This is a genomic window from Rhizobium sp. WYJ-E13 (assembly GCF_018987265.1).
Classification (GTDB): Bacteria; Pseudomonadota; Alphaproteobacteria; order Rhizobiales; family Rhizobiaceae; genus Rhizobium.
The window spans coordinates 161,557-178,417 of the sequence record NZ_CP076855.1; the positions used below are offsets into that span (position 1 = coordinate 161,557).

Annotated in this window: 15 protein-coding genes and 1 pseudogene; 12 read left to right on the forward strand and 4 right to left on the reverse strand. The window is 56.1% G+C overall.

The annotated features are described in order from the left end of the window. Positions 1–16: 16 nt before the first annotated feature. Positions 17–424 (reverse strand): hypothetical protein, encoded by a 408-nt coding sequence (locus tag KQ933_RS32140; RefSeq protein WP_216761276.1) that lies wholly within the window; start codon positions 422–424, stop codon positions 17–19. A 470-nt stretch (positions 425–894) separates the two neighbouring features. Between KQ933_RS32140 and KQ933_RS32145 the strand changes: the two genes are divergently transcribed. The 3 genes from KQ933_RS32145 to KQ933_RS32155 all read left to right on the forward strand — a co-directional run bounded on the left by KQ933_RS32145 (position 895) and on the right by KQ933_RS32155 (position 4,160). After that, entirely contained in the window at positions 895–1,893 is a 999-nt protein-coding gene (locus tag KQ933_RS32145; RefSeq protein WP_216761277.1) for an NADPH:quinone reductase, read from the forward strand. 439 nt (positions 1,894–2,332) lie between these two features. Further along, positions 2,333–2,692 carry a hypothetical protein gene (locus KQ933_RS32150; RefSeq protein WP_216761278.1) on the forward strand — a complete coding sequence of 120 codons (360 nt, stop codon included), beginning with the start codon at positions 2,333–2,335 and terminating at the stop codon, positions 2,690–2,692. A 571-nt stretch (positions 2,693–3,263) separates the two neighbouring features. Continuing rightward, complete coding sequence (locus KQ933_RS32155) at positions 3,264–4,160, forward strand: LysR family transcriptional regulator (RefSeq protein ID WP_216761279.1); 897 nt, start codon at positions 3,264–3,266, stop codon at positions 4,158–4,160. A gap of 16 nt (positions 4,161–4,176) precedes the next feature. Here KQ933_RS32155 and KQ933_RS32160 read toward each other — a convergent pair whose 3' ends face one another. Continuing rightward, complete coding sequence (locus KQ933_RS32160) at positions 4,177–4,503, reverse strand: hypothetical protein (protein WP_216761280.1); 327 nt, start codon at positions 4,501–4,503, stop codon at positions 4,177–4,179. A gap of 288 nt (positions 4,504–4,791) precedes the next feature. Further along, positions 4,792–5,673 carry a LysR family transcriptional regulator gene (locus KQ933_RS32165; RefSeq protein WP_216761281.1) on the reverse strand — a complete coding sequence of 294 codons (882 nt, stop codon included), beginning with the start codon at positions 5,671–5,673 and terminating at the stop codon, positions 4,792–4,794. 182 nt (positions 5,674–5,855) lie between these two features. Here KQ933_RS32165 and KQ933_RS32170 point away from each other — a divergent pair, with 182 nt between their 5' ends. Further along, positions 5,856–6,929: an alkene reductase gene (locus tag KQ933_RS32170; RefSeq protein ID WP_216761282.1), complete on the forward strand. Its 1,074-nt coding sequence runs from the start codon at positions 5,856–5,858 to the stop codon at positions 6,927–6,929. A gap of 345 nt (positions 6,930–7,274) precedes the next feature. Here the strand turns inward: KQ933_RS32170 and KQ933_RS32175 are convergent, their stop codons facing one another. Further along, the gene (locus KQ933_RS32175; protein WP_216761283.1) at positions 7,275–8,180 is read right to left on the reverse strand and encodes a LysR substrate-binding domain-containing protein; all 906 of its coding nucleotides are present in this window, start codon (positions 8,178–8,180) and stop codon (positions 7,275–7,277) included. A 655-nt stretch (positions 8,181–8,835) separates the two neighbouring features. On the opposite strand from KQ933_RS32175, the gene KQ933_RS32180 reads away from it, so the two are divergent. From KQ933_RS32180 to KQ933_RS32215, 8 genes and pseudogenes are all read left to right on the forward strand, one after another. After that, complete coding sequence (locus KQ933_RS32180; RefSeq protein ID WP_216761284.1) at positions 8,836–9,411, forward strand: isochorismatase family protein; 576 nt, start codon at positions 8,836–8,838, stop codon at positions 9,409–9,411. Positions 9,412–9,523: 112 nt separating this feature from the next. Next, entirely contained in the window at positions 9,524–11,836 is a 2,313-nt protein-coding gene (locus KQ933_RS32185) for an FdhF/YdeP family oxidoreductase (RefSeq protein WP_216761285.1), read from the forward strand. A gap of 349 nt (positions 11,837–12,185) precedes the next feature. Further along, positions 12,186–12,389, forward strand: coding sequence for a hypothetical protein (locus tag KQ933_RS33680; RefSeq protein WP_253958497.1), 204 nt, complete (start codon positions 12,186–12,188; stop codon positions 12,387–12,389). Next, the gene (tnpB, locus tag KQ933_RS32195; protein ID WP_216761287.1) at positions 12,386–12,736 is read left to right on the forward strand and encodes an IS66 family insertion sequence element accessory protein TnpB; all 351 of its coding nucleotides are present in this window, start codon (positions 12,386–12,388) and stop codon (positions 12,734–12,736) included. The genes KQ933_RS33680 and tnpB overlap by 4 nt, the downstream gene beginning before the upstream one ends. Positions 12,737–13,154: 418 nt before the next feature. Further along, a pseudogene (locus tag KQ933_RS32200) lies at positions 13,155–14,301 on the forward strand (IS66 family transposase); the annotation flags it as partial. A gap of 112 nt (positions 14,302–14,413) precedes the next feature. Next, the gene (locus KQ933_RS32205) at positions 14,414–14,599 is read left to right on the forward strand and encodes a hypothetical protein (RefSeq protein WP_216761347.1); all 186 of its coding nucleotides are present in this window, start codon (positions 14,414–14,416) and stop codon (positions 14,597–14,599) included. Between the two features lie 328 nt (positions 14,600–14,927). Next, positions 14,928–15,941 carry a ketopantoate reductase family protein gene (locus KQ933_RS32210; protein ID WP_216761288.1) on the forward strand — a complete coding sequence of 338 codons (1,014 nt, stop codon included), beginning with the start codon at positions 14,928–14,930 and terminating at the stop codon, positions 15,939–15,941. Positions 15,942–15,975: 34 nt separating this feature from the next. Beyond that, positions 15,976–16,860: an alpha/beta fold hydrolase gene (locus KQ933_RS32215; protein WP_216761289.1), complete on the forward strand. Its 885-nt coding sequence runs from the start codon at positions 15,976–15,978 to the stop codon at positions 16,858–16,860. Position 16,861 lies beyond the last annotated feature (1 nt).

The following is a 16,861-nucleotide window of genomic DNA, read 5'->3' on the forward strand; positions in this document are numbered from 1 at the left end:
GTGTTAAGAACGTGGTTCAATTGCCGTTCAGTAATTCAATTTGGCCATTGGTCTTCGCTTGTGAATGATTGAAGTGCTCAAAATGATGTTCAGCGTATCGAGCCTTGTCGCCTTCGGCGGTTGCTGACTTGCTTGGTAGGATCATCTGGCAGCGCTGCATTGAAAATGATGACAACCCAACCAGGCAACAGTGCTCCAAGAGGGCATTTGGCCGTGCGGGGCATCCAACCAAACTCAATTTATGATGGCTTTGAACGAGCGTACCTAAATATCGCGGACACTCGTCGCGAGTAGCCAGCCTCGCGCAACGAAATGACAAAATATCATCGAAGGCGCTTCTTTCACGGTCGATGGACCCCGTCATGCTGAACGTGGACGTCCCGCTACCACTCGCCCAGCAGCGCATTCCTTCAACAGCTGACATTGCACTCACACTTTCTCGCTGCAGCGAATTTGGTATCGACATTGGCCTCGGCTTCGCACTCGACCGCAAAAAGAGAGCCGTCTCGCGGCGACAAGACGGCTCAATACGCGGACAAAATCCGCCACGCCTGGACACAAAGCATTCAGGCCGTCGTCAGTTGGGAGGATCTGACACAAGGTATCGTGGTCCATTTCCATTCTCTCGGCCAGTTATACGCGGGTATGACGGAGCCCATCGATCCCAGGTGTTTGTCCCATCGTTCCTTACCGTTTTGGAAAGCCGCTGACCTTGTGCTATCTGATTTAGTTTCTCCAACGATGTCTGCACTCTTAAAGGATTGGCAGCGACGCGAAGTCATCACGTCAACGCGCCAATAGTATAATCTTTCTTCCTATGCGCAGAAATTTTGCTTACTTGCGAGGGCGCCTACGCCAGCGATAAGACGGATCGATTTTCATAGGAGACCCACCATGAGAGCTGCATTTTTTGATCGTCAAGGCGCTGCCCAAGAGGTGCTTCAGGTCGGAGCAATGGCTGATCCGGAACCTCGATGCGGCGAGGTTCGTGTAAAGGTCGTGGTATCCGGCCTCAATCCTTCGGACATGAAGACACGCACGGGATTCGCAGGCGCTCCAATGTCCTTTGAACGAATCATTCCACATCAGGACGGGGCCGGCATTATCGACCGTGTTGGACCAGGCGTTCCGAGCAACCGCCTCGGGGAGCGGGTCTGGGTCTATATGGCGCAATTTGGAAGACCGTTTGGCTCCGCCGCCGAGTACGTCGTCGTGCCGTCGGTGCAGGCCGTTCCGCTCGCGGATAGCGTCAGTTTCGAGACTGGTGCGACAATAGGCGTAGCTGGAATGACGGCGCATCGTTGCTTGTTTGCAGATGGAGACATTCGCGGCAAGCGCGTTCTCATACAAGGGGGCGCCGGTGCCGTCGGAAACGCGGCCATTCTCCTTGCAAAATGGGCTGGGGCTTGGGTTGCTGCAACGGTTTCGCGCTCAGAGCAAGCCGAGGTCGCCCGCGCGGCCGGTGCGGATCTTGTGATCAACCGCCACGAGGAAGATGTGGCCCAAAGGCTCAAAGAAGCAACGGCAGGGCGCGGTGTGGACCGCATCGTCGATGTGAACCTGACCACCAACATTGAGGTCGCGATGGGCAGTTTGGCACCCGACGGCGTCGCTGTCGCATACTCTTCCGAGGATCCAACAGGAATGCTGCAGATCCCGTTCATCCCCGCTCTTTTCGGCGGCTTTGCCTTCCGTTTCGTTTACGTTTACAGGATGCCCCAGGCGAGCCTGCTGCTGGCGGCAAACGACATTTCAGCTTGTGCAGCCTCAGGAGCTTACCGTCCCGCGATCGCACTGAGACTGCCTCTTGACCGTATCGTTGAGGCGCATGAAGCACAAGAAAGCGGCAAGATGATCGGCAAGATTTTGCTGGAGGTCCAACCCTGCAAGTGAGACCGGCGAGCTGATGCATCCGTGGCCGGTAGCAAGCGTCAGCCGGGTGATCGAAAGCTCCGCGATTGGCCAGCTCTGAGATGCAGAAGCTCGCGCACCTAGCGAAATGGTTGGCACCCCACTCTGTTGTGCGTTTCATTACTGTCTTCTGAGCATCTGTGCCACGTTCCCGCCCAGGCGAAGCAGGCTTCAGGTGCGCTGTTAAGAGGGCGAGGCGAGCAGGACGCACTGTGAGAGGTGGTTGAACTTGCGTCGGATCCGTCTGGGAATTTCGTCGGCCGGAACAAGTAATCCAAACGTTTAGCTGACCCTACGAGCGTATGATTTCGTTTTTGGCCGATGCCTTTATGCTGCCAACGCGTCCCGAAAGCGGATGCATAAGATCCCCTATCGTCGGCGCTGACAGCGCTTCGTATCTACACCATAAAAAGGACTGACCATGTCTCGTCTCGTAACTCTTGCATTTTTTGCCGCCGTGTCCACGATTTCGCTTGCAGGCTCCGGTCACGCTGACAGCTTGATCATGAACACCGCACCCGAAATCGAAAAGACACTGTCCAACTACAATCGTCCATTCGCTGTTCGTTATCTCGAAGACTACGATAATTCGAAGTTCGACAATACCACTGGCATTGACGCTGAGGCAGCTCGCAGCAACGAGGGCGTTAAGCACATCCGCGCGTCGATTAAGGCGAACAAGCGACTGGCGGAAAAGCTGAAGTCTCGCGGTGTCGACGTAAAGGATATCGTTGATGCGGAGCAAGCAGCCGATGGCAGCATCATCTTCTCCGTAAACTGATCGAGCAATCGTCACCGGGCGCGCGGATGAACGCCATCCCCCGCCTGGGGACAGCCCGGCCCAAACAAAACAAGGAGTATCGCCTGGCCTTCGCGAGCGTCGAAGAAAGCCCCGGATTCACACCGCAGCACATTATGTGGTTTCAAATGTCACGATTTCGATGATGCAGACACGGGCACCTTGCCTCTGAAACTGATAATATGCGGGCGCCTCCGTAATTGGCCATGGATATCCTCGATCGTTCATTTTAATGAAAGCATCTTTCAGAAATGACGCTTTCGTAACGACCGTATCTAAAACACAATGTCCTCCCACCCAACTCCAGGAGCGAGATCGATGCAGGCATCGTTGTTGAATTTTGAGGAAGTCGTAGCTGAGCTTGCTGACACGGTTATTTTCTGCCCTGGACACCGGACTTCTCTCTCAAGCGGCTATCGAGTCGGCCATGCGCGAATGGCACCACATTTGCGCGGCAAGCGCGGCTTGGCGAAGAACGATATCGAGCAGCGACCCGTTGACAAAGGAAAGGATGCATACGGCAGGAGCACAGGCTCGAAGGGACACTGAACTCATGGATCGCTGGCAAGCTATGAAGGTCTTCGTCAAGGTTGCAGAAGCCGAGAGTTTCGCTGATGCAGGCCGCCAGCTGCATATGAGTCCACCGGCGGTAACGCGCATTGTTTCTGCACTGGAGGAGACCATCGGGACGCGTCTACTGACGAGGACAACACGCTCGGTCAAGCTGACGGAAGCTGGAGCGCGGTATGTTTCGGACTGCCAACGGCTTCTTGGTGAGTTGGCAGAGGCGGAAGCTGCCGCAGCCGGTGCATATGCGAAACCCACCGGTACGCTGACCGTGACCGCATCGGTGATGTTTGGTACAGCGTTTATCCTTCCGATCATCACCGAGTACCTGGACAACTATCCCGGGGTCGTGGCCCGCGGGTTGTTTGTCGATCGTGTCGTCAACATAGTCGACGAAGGCGTTGATGTAGCCATTCGGATCGGCCACCTGCCTGATTCAGGTTTTACGGCAATTCGCGTTGGCCAGGTCAAGAGAGTGATCTGTGGCGCGCCAGCCTATTTCGAGGAGTTTGGGGTTCCCACCGCGCCCGCCGACTTGTCTCGGCATCGCATTGTTGCCACGACAAGCGCTTGGACATCTCTGGAATGGCGGTTCGGCTCCGGACAGAAATCATCAATTTCCGTCAATCCGCGTCTATCGACAAGCACCAATGAGGCCGCCATATCAGCAGCAGAGAATGGTTGGGGCTTGACAAGGGTTTTATCCTATCAGATCGCACCACAACTTGAGACTGGTCTGTTGCAGACGGTATTGTCTGATCATGAGGAAGAGCCTTTGCCTATTCATGTCGTCCATACCGATGGTCGCCACGCCTCCGCAAAGGTTCGCAGTTTTATTGACTTTGCGGTAGCAAGGCTGCGTTCCAACAGGCATTTCAACTGATGGCGAGGACGATGATCTAGGCTAGGCCGGTCAGGTGCATGTTGTTGACGATGATGGCAAGTTCTGCAACCGCAAGCGACATCCCGAACGATATCAGACGTTCCTCTGAGACGTTTGCAGTGTCCGAATCCCTGGTTTCCAGCCCGACAGCGTATTTTACCATGGCGTCCGCGATAACATTGAAGCTTGCGCCCCGCTTAGCTGCGTCAATCTCTGCGCCAGTGAGGCCCAGCGCCCCGGCTTTCTCTTCGAGCAGCGACAGCCGCACGGGATCTTGTCGGAAGGACGCGAGCGCAATTTCTACTTGAACGCGCATGACAGTTGTGAGGGTACTTCTCGTCATATTGGCTCCTTTATCCGCTCTTTGTCGGCAGTTCGGCCTCGATCCGTCCAGGAGTCACATTGGTAGACTGGCCGGTGTAAGAACAACATATCTCCACCGCGCATAATGTTTAACGAAGCTTATCGGAAATTCTTTCTTCCCCAACCCGCAACAATGTCGTTGTTGCTTGACAAAACCACGAGGCCCAATCTCCATGGGGATTAGAGACGTTCGTCCCGGTCGGCATGCCATGAAGGTCTTACAGACTGACCCCGAATGGATACTAAGGAGGCATGTGGCAGGAGTTATTTATTCGCAGTCCCTGAGGCCCTCCCTCAAGAACTCGATAAATTTCTGAGTCTTTGCTGGAAGTAACCGCGTCGCTGTGACAACATAAACCAGTCCAGGCTCGCCGATCCAATCGGGCAAAACAGGCATCAATGTGCCAGCCATGAGTTCCTCGGCAACGATCCGTTCAGGGACAAAAGCGAGCCCCTCTCCAAGGACAGCTAACCGCCGGATCATCGCTATGCTGTTCATGCGATACCGGCTCGCGGGCTTTACGATTTCTGTCTTACCAGCCTTGTTGAGAATCCAGCGGGGCGTCGTTGCCATCGCCAGACACTGATGCGAACCCAGTTCTCGAGGATGGGAAAGCTCTCCGACATGTTCAAGATATGTCGGCGAAGCGTAGAGGCGAGGTAGGTATCGAGCAATCACACGAGTAATCAAGCCCGGCGCATCCGGCGCACCCATTCGCACCGCGAGATCAAAAGGCTCGTTGATGAGGTCCACGTTGCGAGGCGTCAAATCAAGCTCGAGGGACAGGCCAGGATGTTGTTTCAGGAAATTTTGCAGTAACGGCGCAAGATACGTGATTCCAAATTCTGCGGAAAGCGACATTTTCAACACGCCCGTCATTTGGCTCGCCAGATCACCGAATTCCTCGTGAACCAGTTGCGCTTCCTCCACGATCGATTTGCTGCGTTCAAAATACCTCCGGCCCGCTTCCGTAAGATTGACCTGTCGTGTGGTGCGGTGGAGCAAGCGCAACCCGATCGATTTTTCAAGTGCATCGATCCGCCTGGATAAAGTTGAGCTCGGGATACCGAGCTTGGCGCCTGCGCCGCGAAAACTGTTGGCTTTCACAACCGCCACAAATAGCGCCATGTCATTGAGGTCGTTCGTCATGGTTCTTAATTGTCCCGTTAATGCATCGGTGTGCTGCAATTGTATATCTACTTAATCAACGAAACGACATCTACATTGAGCACAACAATCAGTTTTCGAACGGAAATTGATTTCGGCCAGAGTTATAGTGGCAGGGGCGCGCCTGCGATATTGTGCGTAATCCTGTAAAAGGAGCAAAAGTTATGTCTTCCATTTGGACGCCAGCTAGATTGGGTGAAATCGAGCTCGCAAATCGCCTCGTCATGGCGCCGATGACGCGCAGTCGGGCTCTGCCGAACGGGGTGCCTGGCCCATTGGCGGCCGAATACTATTCTCAACGTGCCGCCGTGGGGCTGATAGTCAGTGAAGGAACCCAACCGTCTGATGACGGCCAAGGATATGCGCTGACGCCTGGGGTGTACACCGACGCCCACGTGGCGGGATGGAAGAAGATTACGGACGCAGTTCATGAGAAAGGCTCACGAATCTTCGTACAGCTCATGCATGTCGGGCGGCTTTCTCATCCGGACAACACCCCGCACCATCGACAGGCGCTCGCTCCCTCAGCAATCGCTCCGAACGAAAAAATCTTCACCCTTACAGGACTTCAGACGGTTCCGGAGCCGCGGGCAATGACGGCGCAGGATATCCGGCAGACGATTGCCGACTTCGCCAACGCAGCAAAGCGCGCGGTTGAGGCTGGCGCTGATGGTGTCGAAATACATGGGGCGAACGGATATCTTGTCCAGCAGTTCATCGCCCCGAACGCCAATCAACGCACCGACGAGTATGGCGGCAGCGTCGAAAACCGCGCACGCTTTGCCATTGAGACAGCCCGTGCGGTTGCAGATGCGATCGGCGCAAATCGTACGGGCATCCGCATCTCGCCTCACGCGACGCTTGGAGGTCTTCAGGAGGGACCGGAGGGACCGGACCTTTATCGCTACCTCGTCGGCGAGCTCGACAGGGCCAAGCTCGCATACCTTCATGTGATGCAGCTGGGTGATGAAGCACTTCTCGGCGATCTTCGCAAACTCTGGCATCAGTCCCTGATAGTCAACCGACCCGGTCGGGCAGTAGAAGACATCGGCGCCGATGTTGCCAAGGGGAACGCGGATCTCGAGTCGTTCGGACAACTGGTGCTTTGCAACCCCGATTTCGTTGAGCGAGTGAGAAGCGGACAGCCCATGAACACAGCCGACCGCTCGACTTTTTATGGGGGCGGCGAGAAGGGGTATATCGATTATCCATCTGCCCGGGTCGCCGCCGCTCAGTAATCCGCTAATAGCCACTCAAGCTGATGCACTCGACGACGGCTTAGGAAGGGTCGTCGTCCTTGCGTTTGCTTCGGTCGTTGCGGACAACACTGGATTATCGCGGTGTGTAAGCAGCGCGATAATCCTTGCGATCGTCTCCGTCCCCGCATGATCTAGTCGCGGCTGATTTTTTACGGGGCAATGGGACAGCCTTCGATGCTCACGGGCGAACTGTGCGACAGCCCGCGCCATTTGCCTGCATGGGCGACCACCCGCTCGACCTCGTCTACGTAGACCCGGCTGCTTCTACGTCTTGCCCCCACAGACCAGACCGATCAAGCCGCTACGAGATCGCGGATTTATCCGCTACTTGACCGCGCTCGGAAATGACCCAGCCAGATGATCAACAAAGGCCCTCACGGCTGCCCCCATTCCCCGCCCTGTCGACATAAGAGCGGTGATGGTTGTCTCCGCCGCGATCCAGCCTGGCAGGACGTTTTTCAGTTTTCCGCACTCAACTTGTTGCTTGCACACGTAAAACGGAAGCGCGGCAATTCCGAGCCCGTCTTCAGCGGCTATCCGGATCGTGTCCATGCATGCCCCGGCGAGACGAGGGGACAACTCAACATCCTGTTCCCTGCCTGAGGGTAAGTGCCGCAATCTCCAACCCAGACCACCTTTTTCTCGGCGGAAGAACAGGCTCTGATGCCGGGAAAGATCGGCCGGCTTTATAGGTTCTCCTTTTTCGATAAGATAGGATGGTGCTGCAAACAAGCCCCAGGTGACCTTGGCAAGCGGCCGTTGGACAAGCCGTGAATTCGGTAAATCACCGCCATGCGCTCGAATCGCAACGTCATAATTCTCCGCGATGATGTCGACGAAATGGTTGACTGCGTGTTGGACAAGGCTGATCTTCGGATGGTTGACAAGGAAGGAGTTTATCATTGCCGGCATAGCATGCTGGGCGATCGCAGTGGCAGTCGTGTAACGCACCACTCCCGCCGGATCGGTTAGGCGAGATTTCATCGCTATCTCTGCAACATTGGCGCTTTCGACGGTCTCAACGGCGTGGCGGTAGAATTCCAATCCAGCCTCTGTCAAAGAGATCTGCCTGGACGACCGACGAAGCAATGTCACTCCCAGCTGTTGCTCAAGCTGCTTGATCCTGACGCTCAGGGTCGACGTCGGCAAGTCCATGATACGGCCTGCCGCTGTAAAGCCGCCGTTGTCGACGATGGTAACGAAATAACGGAAATCGTTCATGTCGATCATGACTGTGTCCCCTTTCCATCAGGCGCCGAAGCGGACCGGCTGCCCATGACTATGGCAACCCAAGCTCTGCATCGCGTATCCGTTCACCGTAGTCCGAAGCCCAGACACCTCTCGCGCAGCGGTTCTCCCTTCTGCCATCTCAATACAATTCAAACCGACAGGCTGCCCTTCGTGCGCCACAAGCCTGTAGCGTTTCCGACATCGTCGATGGCCGTTTCTCGAACAAGGTCCTGTCGCCCTTGATGGCTAAATACGCGTGTGATTTCATCGCGCTCTTGCGCAGATTAATAGCAAAAGGCGCATCACCAGGGAGCCATGGCCTGCCCTGAAACGAAAGATGTTCCGGACGGGACCACATTCTCCATGAGCCTGTTTGGGTGGTCCGACGGTTTAGCCTTCGTGGCCCCTCAAACTACCAGGATGAAATTCGAAGTTCATACCATTCAATCCTGTGCTTGTTCAGTTTAAACCTTTGCCAACAGCGCTTGCGCTTGCCCTCTGCCTTTGATTGACCGCCAGCGCGAACTCCGAACCAATCGTTGTTCCGCAAAAAGTAATGGTGCCTTTCCCGTTTTGTCGATTAACGCTTGGAAGCTTTTAGGGAAACCTGTGGGAACGGGAGCACAACCCGAGTTGATCATTTTATGGAGCCAAGATGCATAACAAAGCGTTCACCCCGGAGAATTCCGCCTTGTTGCTGATCGATCATCAACTTGGGACGATGTCGTGGACACATTCTCATGACATCAATCTCGTCAAGGCTGCGGCAATCAAACTTGCTCGAATCGCAAAGGCTGCAGGACTACCAACAGTCTTCACGTCAAGCATGGAAGATCACGCACAAGGTCCTCTTTTGCCGGAACTGCGGGAGATACTGCCGGAGGCATTCGATGCACGTATCAAGCGGCCCGGCGTCGTAAACGCCATGCATTATGAAGCTTTCAATCGTGCGGTGCGAGCGACCGGTCGCAACAAGCTGTACGTGGCAGGCATCACCACGGAGATCTGTGTTCTTTTCCCGGTCCTGCAGATGCTTGATGAAGGCTACGAGGTGCAGGTTGCCGCAGACGCGTCGGCTTCCTACACCAAATTTGGTGACGATCTTGCGCTTCGCCGTATGGAAAAGGCAGGAGCAATCATCACAACGCACGATCAGATCGTCTCCGAACTGGCAGTTGACTGGACGACGCCAATTGGTCATGCATTATCGGGTATCCTCGCCTATCACTGAGCAATCACCTGCAGGTATTGCCCGAATTAATGGCGTGCGCTTGTCATGACGAGATCTGCGTCACTCGGGCACGTCTGGCATTAAGCGATCACGACCAAACGAGGACATTGGGATGAGCAGCGATACACCCCCGGGTATTGAACCGTATGAGGCTTCTGCGGGTGGTTGGGGTGCATTGCGCGCGGTCGCACGAACACTAAAGGAGCAGCAGGTCGTCTTCAAAGGCGCCGCTACTCTGTTGAAGGCCAATCAGCCGGACGGGTTTGATTGCCCAGGATGTGCGTGGCCGGACCCGGACCATACGTCAGCATTCGAATTTTGTGAGAACGGCGCGAAAGCGATAACCTGGGAATCGACAAAGAAGCGCGCCGGGCCTGACTTTTTTGCCCACTATCCTGTCTCCCAGCTCTGGACCTGGAGTGATCATCAGCTTGAGGACGCAGGGCGTCTGACTCACCCGATGATTTACGATCATGACAGCGATCGTTTCATCGCAATTGCCTGGGACGATGCGTTTTCGAAGATCGCTTCCGAGTTGCGCGCACTTGCAGATCCAAACTTCGCGGAATTCTATACGTCAGGACGAGCGTCCAACGAAGCTGCTTTCCTTTACCAGCTTTTCGTCCGCGCATATGGGACCAACAATTTCCCCGACTGCTCCAACATGTGCCATGAAGCAACATCCGTCGGCCTTCCGAAATCGATCGGGGTCGGCAAGGGAACGGTCGAACTTGTCGATTTCAATCATTGCGATTTGATCATTTCGATCGGACACAACCCCGGAACCAATCACCCGCGCATGATGACCACGCTGCACGATGCGTCGCGTCGCGGCGTACCGATTCTTGTGTTCAACCCGTTGCGGGAGCGCGCACTCGAACGCTTCACGGCCCCGCAGAATCCGATTGAGATGTTGACCAATTCAGCTACTCCAATCGCGGCTGCCTACCATCAGGTCAAACCGGGTGGCGACGTCGCACTCCTCAAGGGCCTAATGAAGCTAATCTTTGAACGAGACGAGCAGGCTGTCAGCGAGGGGCGCAGCAGCGTGCTGGACCAAGATTTCATCATCGAGCACACGCTGGGCATAGACGCGCTGCGCGCCGACGCTGCCGAGACGGACTGGTCCTTCATTTATCAAAAGTCCGGCCTTGCACCCAATGAGTTCGAGTCCGCGGTTGATGCCTATTTGCGCGCAGAACGGGTGATCATCTGTTACGGGATGGGCATAACGCAACATGCGACAGGAACGGAGATCGTCCAACAGCTCGCCAATCTGTTGATGCTCCGGGGCAACATCGGCAAGCAGGGCGCTGGATTGTGCCCGCTTCGAGGTCATTCGAACGTGCAGGGCGATCGCACGGTCGGGATCACGGAAATTCCTAACGCGGCGTTGCTCGACGGCATGGAGGCTGCTTTTGGCTTCCGGCCCCCTTCGGAAAAGGGACATAATGCGGTAGAGGCGATCGAAGCGATTCGCCTTGGCAAATCCAAGGCTTTAATTTGCCTTGGGGGTAACCTGGCAGTCGCAATGTCTGATCCTGATGTGACATTCCCCGCGATGCGCAAGCTGGACCTTGCCGTGCATCTTGCTACCAAGCCTAACCGCTCTCACCTTCTTACCGCAAGGACGACGATCCTGTTGCCGGTTCTCGGCCGCACGGATCGGGATGTTCAGGAGGCGGGGGTTCAATCCGTCACCGTCGAGGATTCTATGTCCATGATACATGCCTCCAAAGGCTTTCTTGAACCACCCAGCAAGGAGCTGAAGTCGGAGCCTGCCATCATTGCTGGCATGGCCAAAGCAACGTTGGGGGACCGTTACGACATCGATTGGGATGGGCTCGTAGCCGATTATGACCGGATCCGTGAGAAGATCGAAGTTGTTTTCCCCGATTTTCACGACTTCAATATACGCGTGCGCAAGCCAGGCGGATTTCGCCTGGATATCCCAGCGTCACGGCGCGAATGGAGCACGCCTTCAGGGAAGGCTAACTTCATTGTCGCGCGCAATTATGCTGACCCGCGCATGAATGTCGCAGGAGCCCTTGTGCTGACGACATTGCGTAGCCACGGCCAGTACAACACCACGATCTATAACCTGGATGACCGTTATCGAGGTGTGTTTGGCCGCCGGGACGTGCTGATGATGAACAAGAGTGACATGGGGTCACGCGGCATATCGCATGGCGACAGGGTCGTGATCACTTCGATCGCCGAGAATGATGTCGACGAGCAGAAGATTATCGAAGGCTTCATCGCCATCGAGTACAATATTCCAGTAGGCTCGGTTGCCGGATATTATCCCGAGATGAACCGGGTCATTGCACTGTCTGACTTTGATCCGCAATCTGGTACGCCATCTTACAAGGGTGTGCCGGTAACCGTCAGATCAATGTCTACAAGTGCAAATGTCAGCGCTTAGGCTGATCAAAAACGTTGCACGTCCGCCAGATCGGCTGTCAATCTCCGCCTGGAGCGGCAACCTGGAACGCAGAAATCGGCTCAAAGACGCCAGTTCGAGCGGATGATAGGCCTTTTCTCTATGCGCTGCGCTCATGAGGAGTTTGCCGTTGCAGATGCGGAAATATTATGTATCTCTCCGGCAAAGGCCATCTGCCGTGATTTGCTGATTGGCTTTAAGTCCATGCCTTATGTCATGCGCTACGGTGATTTCCCCGATTGAACTCTTGTCCGCCGACGATCTTGGCCGGCGCTATGGAGTGTCTCGATCATTGTTGACGACTTGGCGTCGTCAATATCGAAGCGGTCTTTTGAGCGTTTCTGCATCGACGAGCTTCGTGCCGCTTTCGATTTCGCCGCCGCCGGCGGCGTTCCCCGAGATGACCGCTCCGCTCCGGTCGGAGGGCGACAAGATGATTGAGATCGGCCTGCCGGATGGTCGTCGCCTGACGATCCCGTCCTCGCTTGATCCCACCATCCTCGCCCGTCTTCTACCGGTTCTGGATGCGTCATGATCGCCTTTCCAGCTGGGGTGAAGGTATGGATTGCAGGCGGCGTGACGGACATGCGTTGTGGCATGAACAGCCTGGCGCTGAAGGTGCAACAAGGCCTTGGTCGCGATCCTCATGGCTGTGAGGTCTTCTGCTTCCGGGGGCGCAAAGGTGATCTGATTAAGGTCCTGTGGCATGACGGGATCGACATGTCGCTTTACCTGAAGCGGCTGGAAGCTGGGAAGTTCGTCTGGCCGGTCAGCCAGAGCGGATCGGCCGCCGCGGTTTCGGCAGCACAGCTCGGCTATCTCCTGGAAGGGATCGACTGGCGCAACCCGCGCTGGGCGCAGCGGCCTTCGAAGGCAGGCTGATCGCTTTCATTATACTGTTTTTGTTGGGCGTTCGGCACGCGGCATGGTAGCTTTCGGCCGTGGATGACGCACTTTGGAAATATGCTGTTCATGGAATTGTAATCGAAGGAGCAAAGCTGAAGGTGGCTTGACCGACGAAAAACATACCAATCTCCCGCATTGGTGCTGGCAGATCCAGACAGGACAAACCGAAGGCTGAATTTGGCATTATTCGCCGACGAGAAGAATGGTTTTGTCCTACCGAGCCTCCGCCAACGAAAGCGGGATTTTGGTGCTGCCGATGCGAAGAGCGGCGACCGTATGTGAGTTTGGGCTGGTGGAAGCGACCAGTCAGATATTGAGCTCAAGCCTGGATACTGAAACGAAGGGAGCACTAAACATGCCTATTTGAAACCGCTTTACGTTAATGGGCCCATGTGAGTTCACCTGCCGGGACTGCGAGAGGATTAGCCAGCCGCCGGCTCCCTTCCATGCCACACCGCTCGGATGGGCAGGACCGAACCTGCTGGCGACGATCCTGTTCGAGAAGTTCGGCCAGCATCAGCCGTTGAACCGCCAAGCCGAGCGCTGTGCCCGGGAAGGTGTCGACCTCAGTCTTTCCACGCTGGCCGATCAGATCGGGGCCTGCGCGACGGCGTTGCAACCGATCCCATGACCTGAATCCGTGCTCATGTGCTGGCCGCCGAACGGCTGCATGGCGACGACACCACCGTTCCATTCCTGGCCAGGGGCGCAACAAAGCAGGCAAGGTTATGGACCTACGTTCGCGACGACCGCCCCTTCGCAGGTGTCGCGCCTCCCGCAGCACTCTTCCACTTCTCTCCCGATCGCGAGAAGACCCATCCAAATCGACATCTCGCCGGATGGCATGGCACACTGCAAGCCGATGTCTATGGCGGCTACAACGATCTCTATCGTACCGACCGCAGCCCCGCGCCGGTGCTCAGCGCGCTCTGCTGGAGCCATGCGCGGCGCAAGTTCTTCGAACTCGCTGACATCGCCGGCAACGTGCGCAAGGGCAAACCTGCTCACGAGATATCGCCGGTCGCGCTTGAGGCTGTCGCCCGCATCGACGCACTCTTCGACATTGAGCGCGGTATAAACGGGACGTCCGCCGAGGAGCGACTGGCAGCGAGGCAGTTGCATGCTCGTCCGCTCGTCGAAGAACTGCACGACTGGCTCATGGCCCAGCGCGCTCAGATGTCGAAGCACAATCCCGTCGCCAAGCGATCAACTACATGTTCGAGAAAGAGGGCCGCTGGGAAGCCTTCATCCGGTTCCTCGATGACGGCAAGCTTTGCATCTCGAACAATGCGGCAGAGCGCGCCCTGCGCGGAATCGCTCTGGGAAGAAAGGCCTGGCTATTCGCCGGTTCCCAGCGCGGCGGAGAGCGCGCTGCCTTCATGTATTCCCTGATCGTCACAGCCAAAATGAGTGATATCGATCCGCAGGCTTGGCTAGCCGATATCCTCGCCCGCATGCCCAACCTGCCCGTATCACGGCTGCCGGAACTGTTGCCTTGGAACTGGTCCGCCGTGGGCAGCGCCCGGCAGAGAGCAGCTTGATGGCGCGCCCGACGGATGTCTACACGATCGTTTATGTGCTTCGCTGATCGGCGAGAACCTCGAACTCCTCCAGGAGATCGCCAGCAACTCAGACAACATCGATTACGGCGAGATGATCCATGCCCATGACGGCAGCGAAGAGGGCATCACGATCTTCACCGACCGGGGCATCGAGAGCTTAAAGGAATTCTTCGCCGATATCCGCACCTGCGAGGGCGGTGTCCGGCAATTCCTCGTCGATGAGCAATGTGATCCCGAAAGGGTCGAACGCATCATGGCAGACGAGCCGAGATCATAAACCCGCGGCCTACGCCGGATGGATACTTCCTTCCAACCGACGGCACAAAACATAGCGCTTGGCTGGTTTCCAAAGTTCAAGAGCCGTCGATTTTAGCGGCACCTTGCTCCTTGCCGGAAGGCGTTCAATGATTCCGATTTCTTCTCTCGCTAGTCAGAACGGCGTCCGTCCGCTCCAATCGACGTCCGGGAACACCTGATGCGAGAGCACCTCCCAATGTTACATGGACCAATCGTCTTATTGCGTTTGTGATGATGATGCCTCTCCGCGCAATGACACCGAAATAGGCGGAGCGAAAAATTCCCACGCAAAAGCATGTGGGATATCAATGATCAGAACTATCGAAGGCGATCATGCTAGGAGAAAGCTGGTTGTCGCAGGGGCCGGCGCCATTGGACTGACGCTTGCAGCCCGTCTTGGGCTATCCCGACAAGATGTCCATTTGATTGCCCGGGGCAGCAGTCTGGACACCATACGGCGAGATGGAATCCGCCTTATCGATATGGAAGGACTCCATCACGTCGCGATCAAAACGACGTCGGCCGAGGATGGCGATGCTGCCGAATTCTTGTTCCTGTGCTCGAAGTCGCAGGATCTTCCTGCACTTGCAGCAAGCGTCGCTCATCTTGTAACGCCTGCAACCGCGGTCGTGCGAGTGATCAACGGCATGCCCTGGTGGTATTTTGAAAGATTGGCGGGCAGTTGGGAGGGCATGCAGATCAGGAGCGTCGACCCGGCCGGGGTGCTCAAAGCCTGCATACCCTCCCACAATATCATCGGCACAACGACGATGGTCACGGCCGAGCGCAAAGAACCCGGTGTGGCGCTCACGTTCAACCCACTCCAGATGACGTTGGGCGAGAACAACGACATATTATCGGAAAGAGTCGATCAGCTTGGCTCCATTCTCGAGGGTGCTGGTTTCAACGTGAGCAAGACGGCGCGTATCCGCGACGCAGTCTGGACAAAAGTCGTCCGCAATCTCATCTCAAACCCGGTGACAGCCATTACCGGCGCGACACTGCGTCAGAACTTTGGAGATGCCCACCTCGTCGCCATTAGTCGGCAGATGCTAGACGAGGCGTTGCCGTTAATAGCAGCCTATGAATCCCGCGTTGAGGTCGAACCAGCACAGATCATTGAGAGCGGCCGAAGGCTTGGCGATGTGAAAACATCGATGTTGCAGGATCTGGAACGCGGGAACGAGCTTGAACTCGCTTCGATTTGCGATGCTGTTCTTGAGCTCGCAGACCTTCGTGGCATCCCGATGCCAGTCACTCGAGCGGTAAGCGACCTCGCGCATTTCAAAAGTAATCGAAGCGCAGGCGTGGTCGCGGCGTGAGAACACCCTTAGTGGCAGATAAGGAAGACGAAAAGTGTACGCATCCATCAACGGGACTGAGATTTTCTTCGACATAGAAGGCGGCGGGCTCCGTGAAATCGACGGCAGGCTTTATGAGCATCCGACGATTTTCGTCCTTCATGGGGGGTTAGGCTTCGACCACGGCTATCTTCGTGATGGTCTAAGTCGCCTAAGCGACATAGCTCAGATAGTCTACGTCGACCTACGGGGACAGGGCAGATCCGGTCGCCCCCCTCTTGCAACTTCGACTTTGGAGGCCATGGCGGACGACGTGGCTGAACTGATCAGGTACCTCGGCGTGCGGAAGCCATACCTGTTCGGCCATTCCGCTGGCGGTTTCGTTGCGATGTTGCTTGCATTGCGGAACCCTGGACTTATTGGTGGGCTGATTTTGTCGGGGACGTCGCCCACGGTCGCGCCGGTCCGGGATGAAAGCGGCGAACCTGCTCCCTCTCTCGCCGACAGGGCCTCTCCTGATGCACTAGCGGCGGCCGCAAAAGTCTTCTCCGGAGAGATCACTATGGATACCGTAGCGACGTTCTTCGACAAAGTTGGACCCTACTATGCCGGACCGGACCATCCCGAATTGACCGCGCGTTTGATGCGTCCCACGACACAGAACGTGGATATGATGCGTCATTTCATGACCAAGCTTGCGCCGACCTACGACCTCATGGAGCGGCTTTCGGAAATAGCTCCGCCTGTGCTCGTGCTCGTAGGCGCTTATGACTGGGTCTGCCCGCCACGAGCGGGCCGGGCGATCGCAAACGGCGTACAACACGGCAAGCTGGTCGAATTCCAACATTCCGGGCATTTCGTGTTTTCTGAAGAACCATCAAAGTTCCGATCTGAAATCGAGGACTTTTTCGCAAGCAGCACCGCGCCCGGCTGGTATTAGT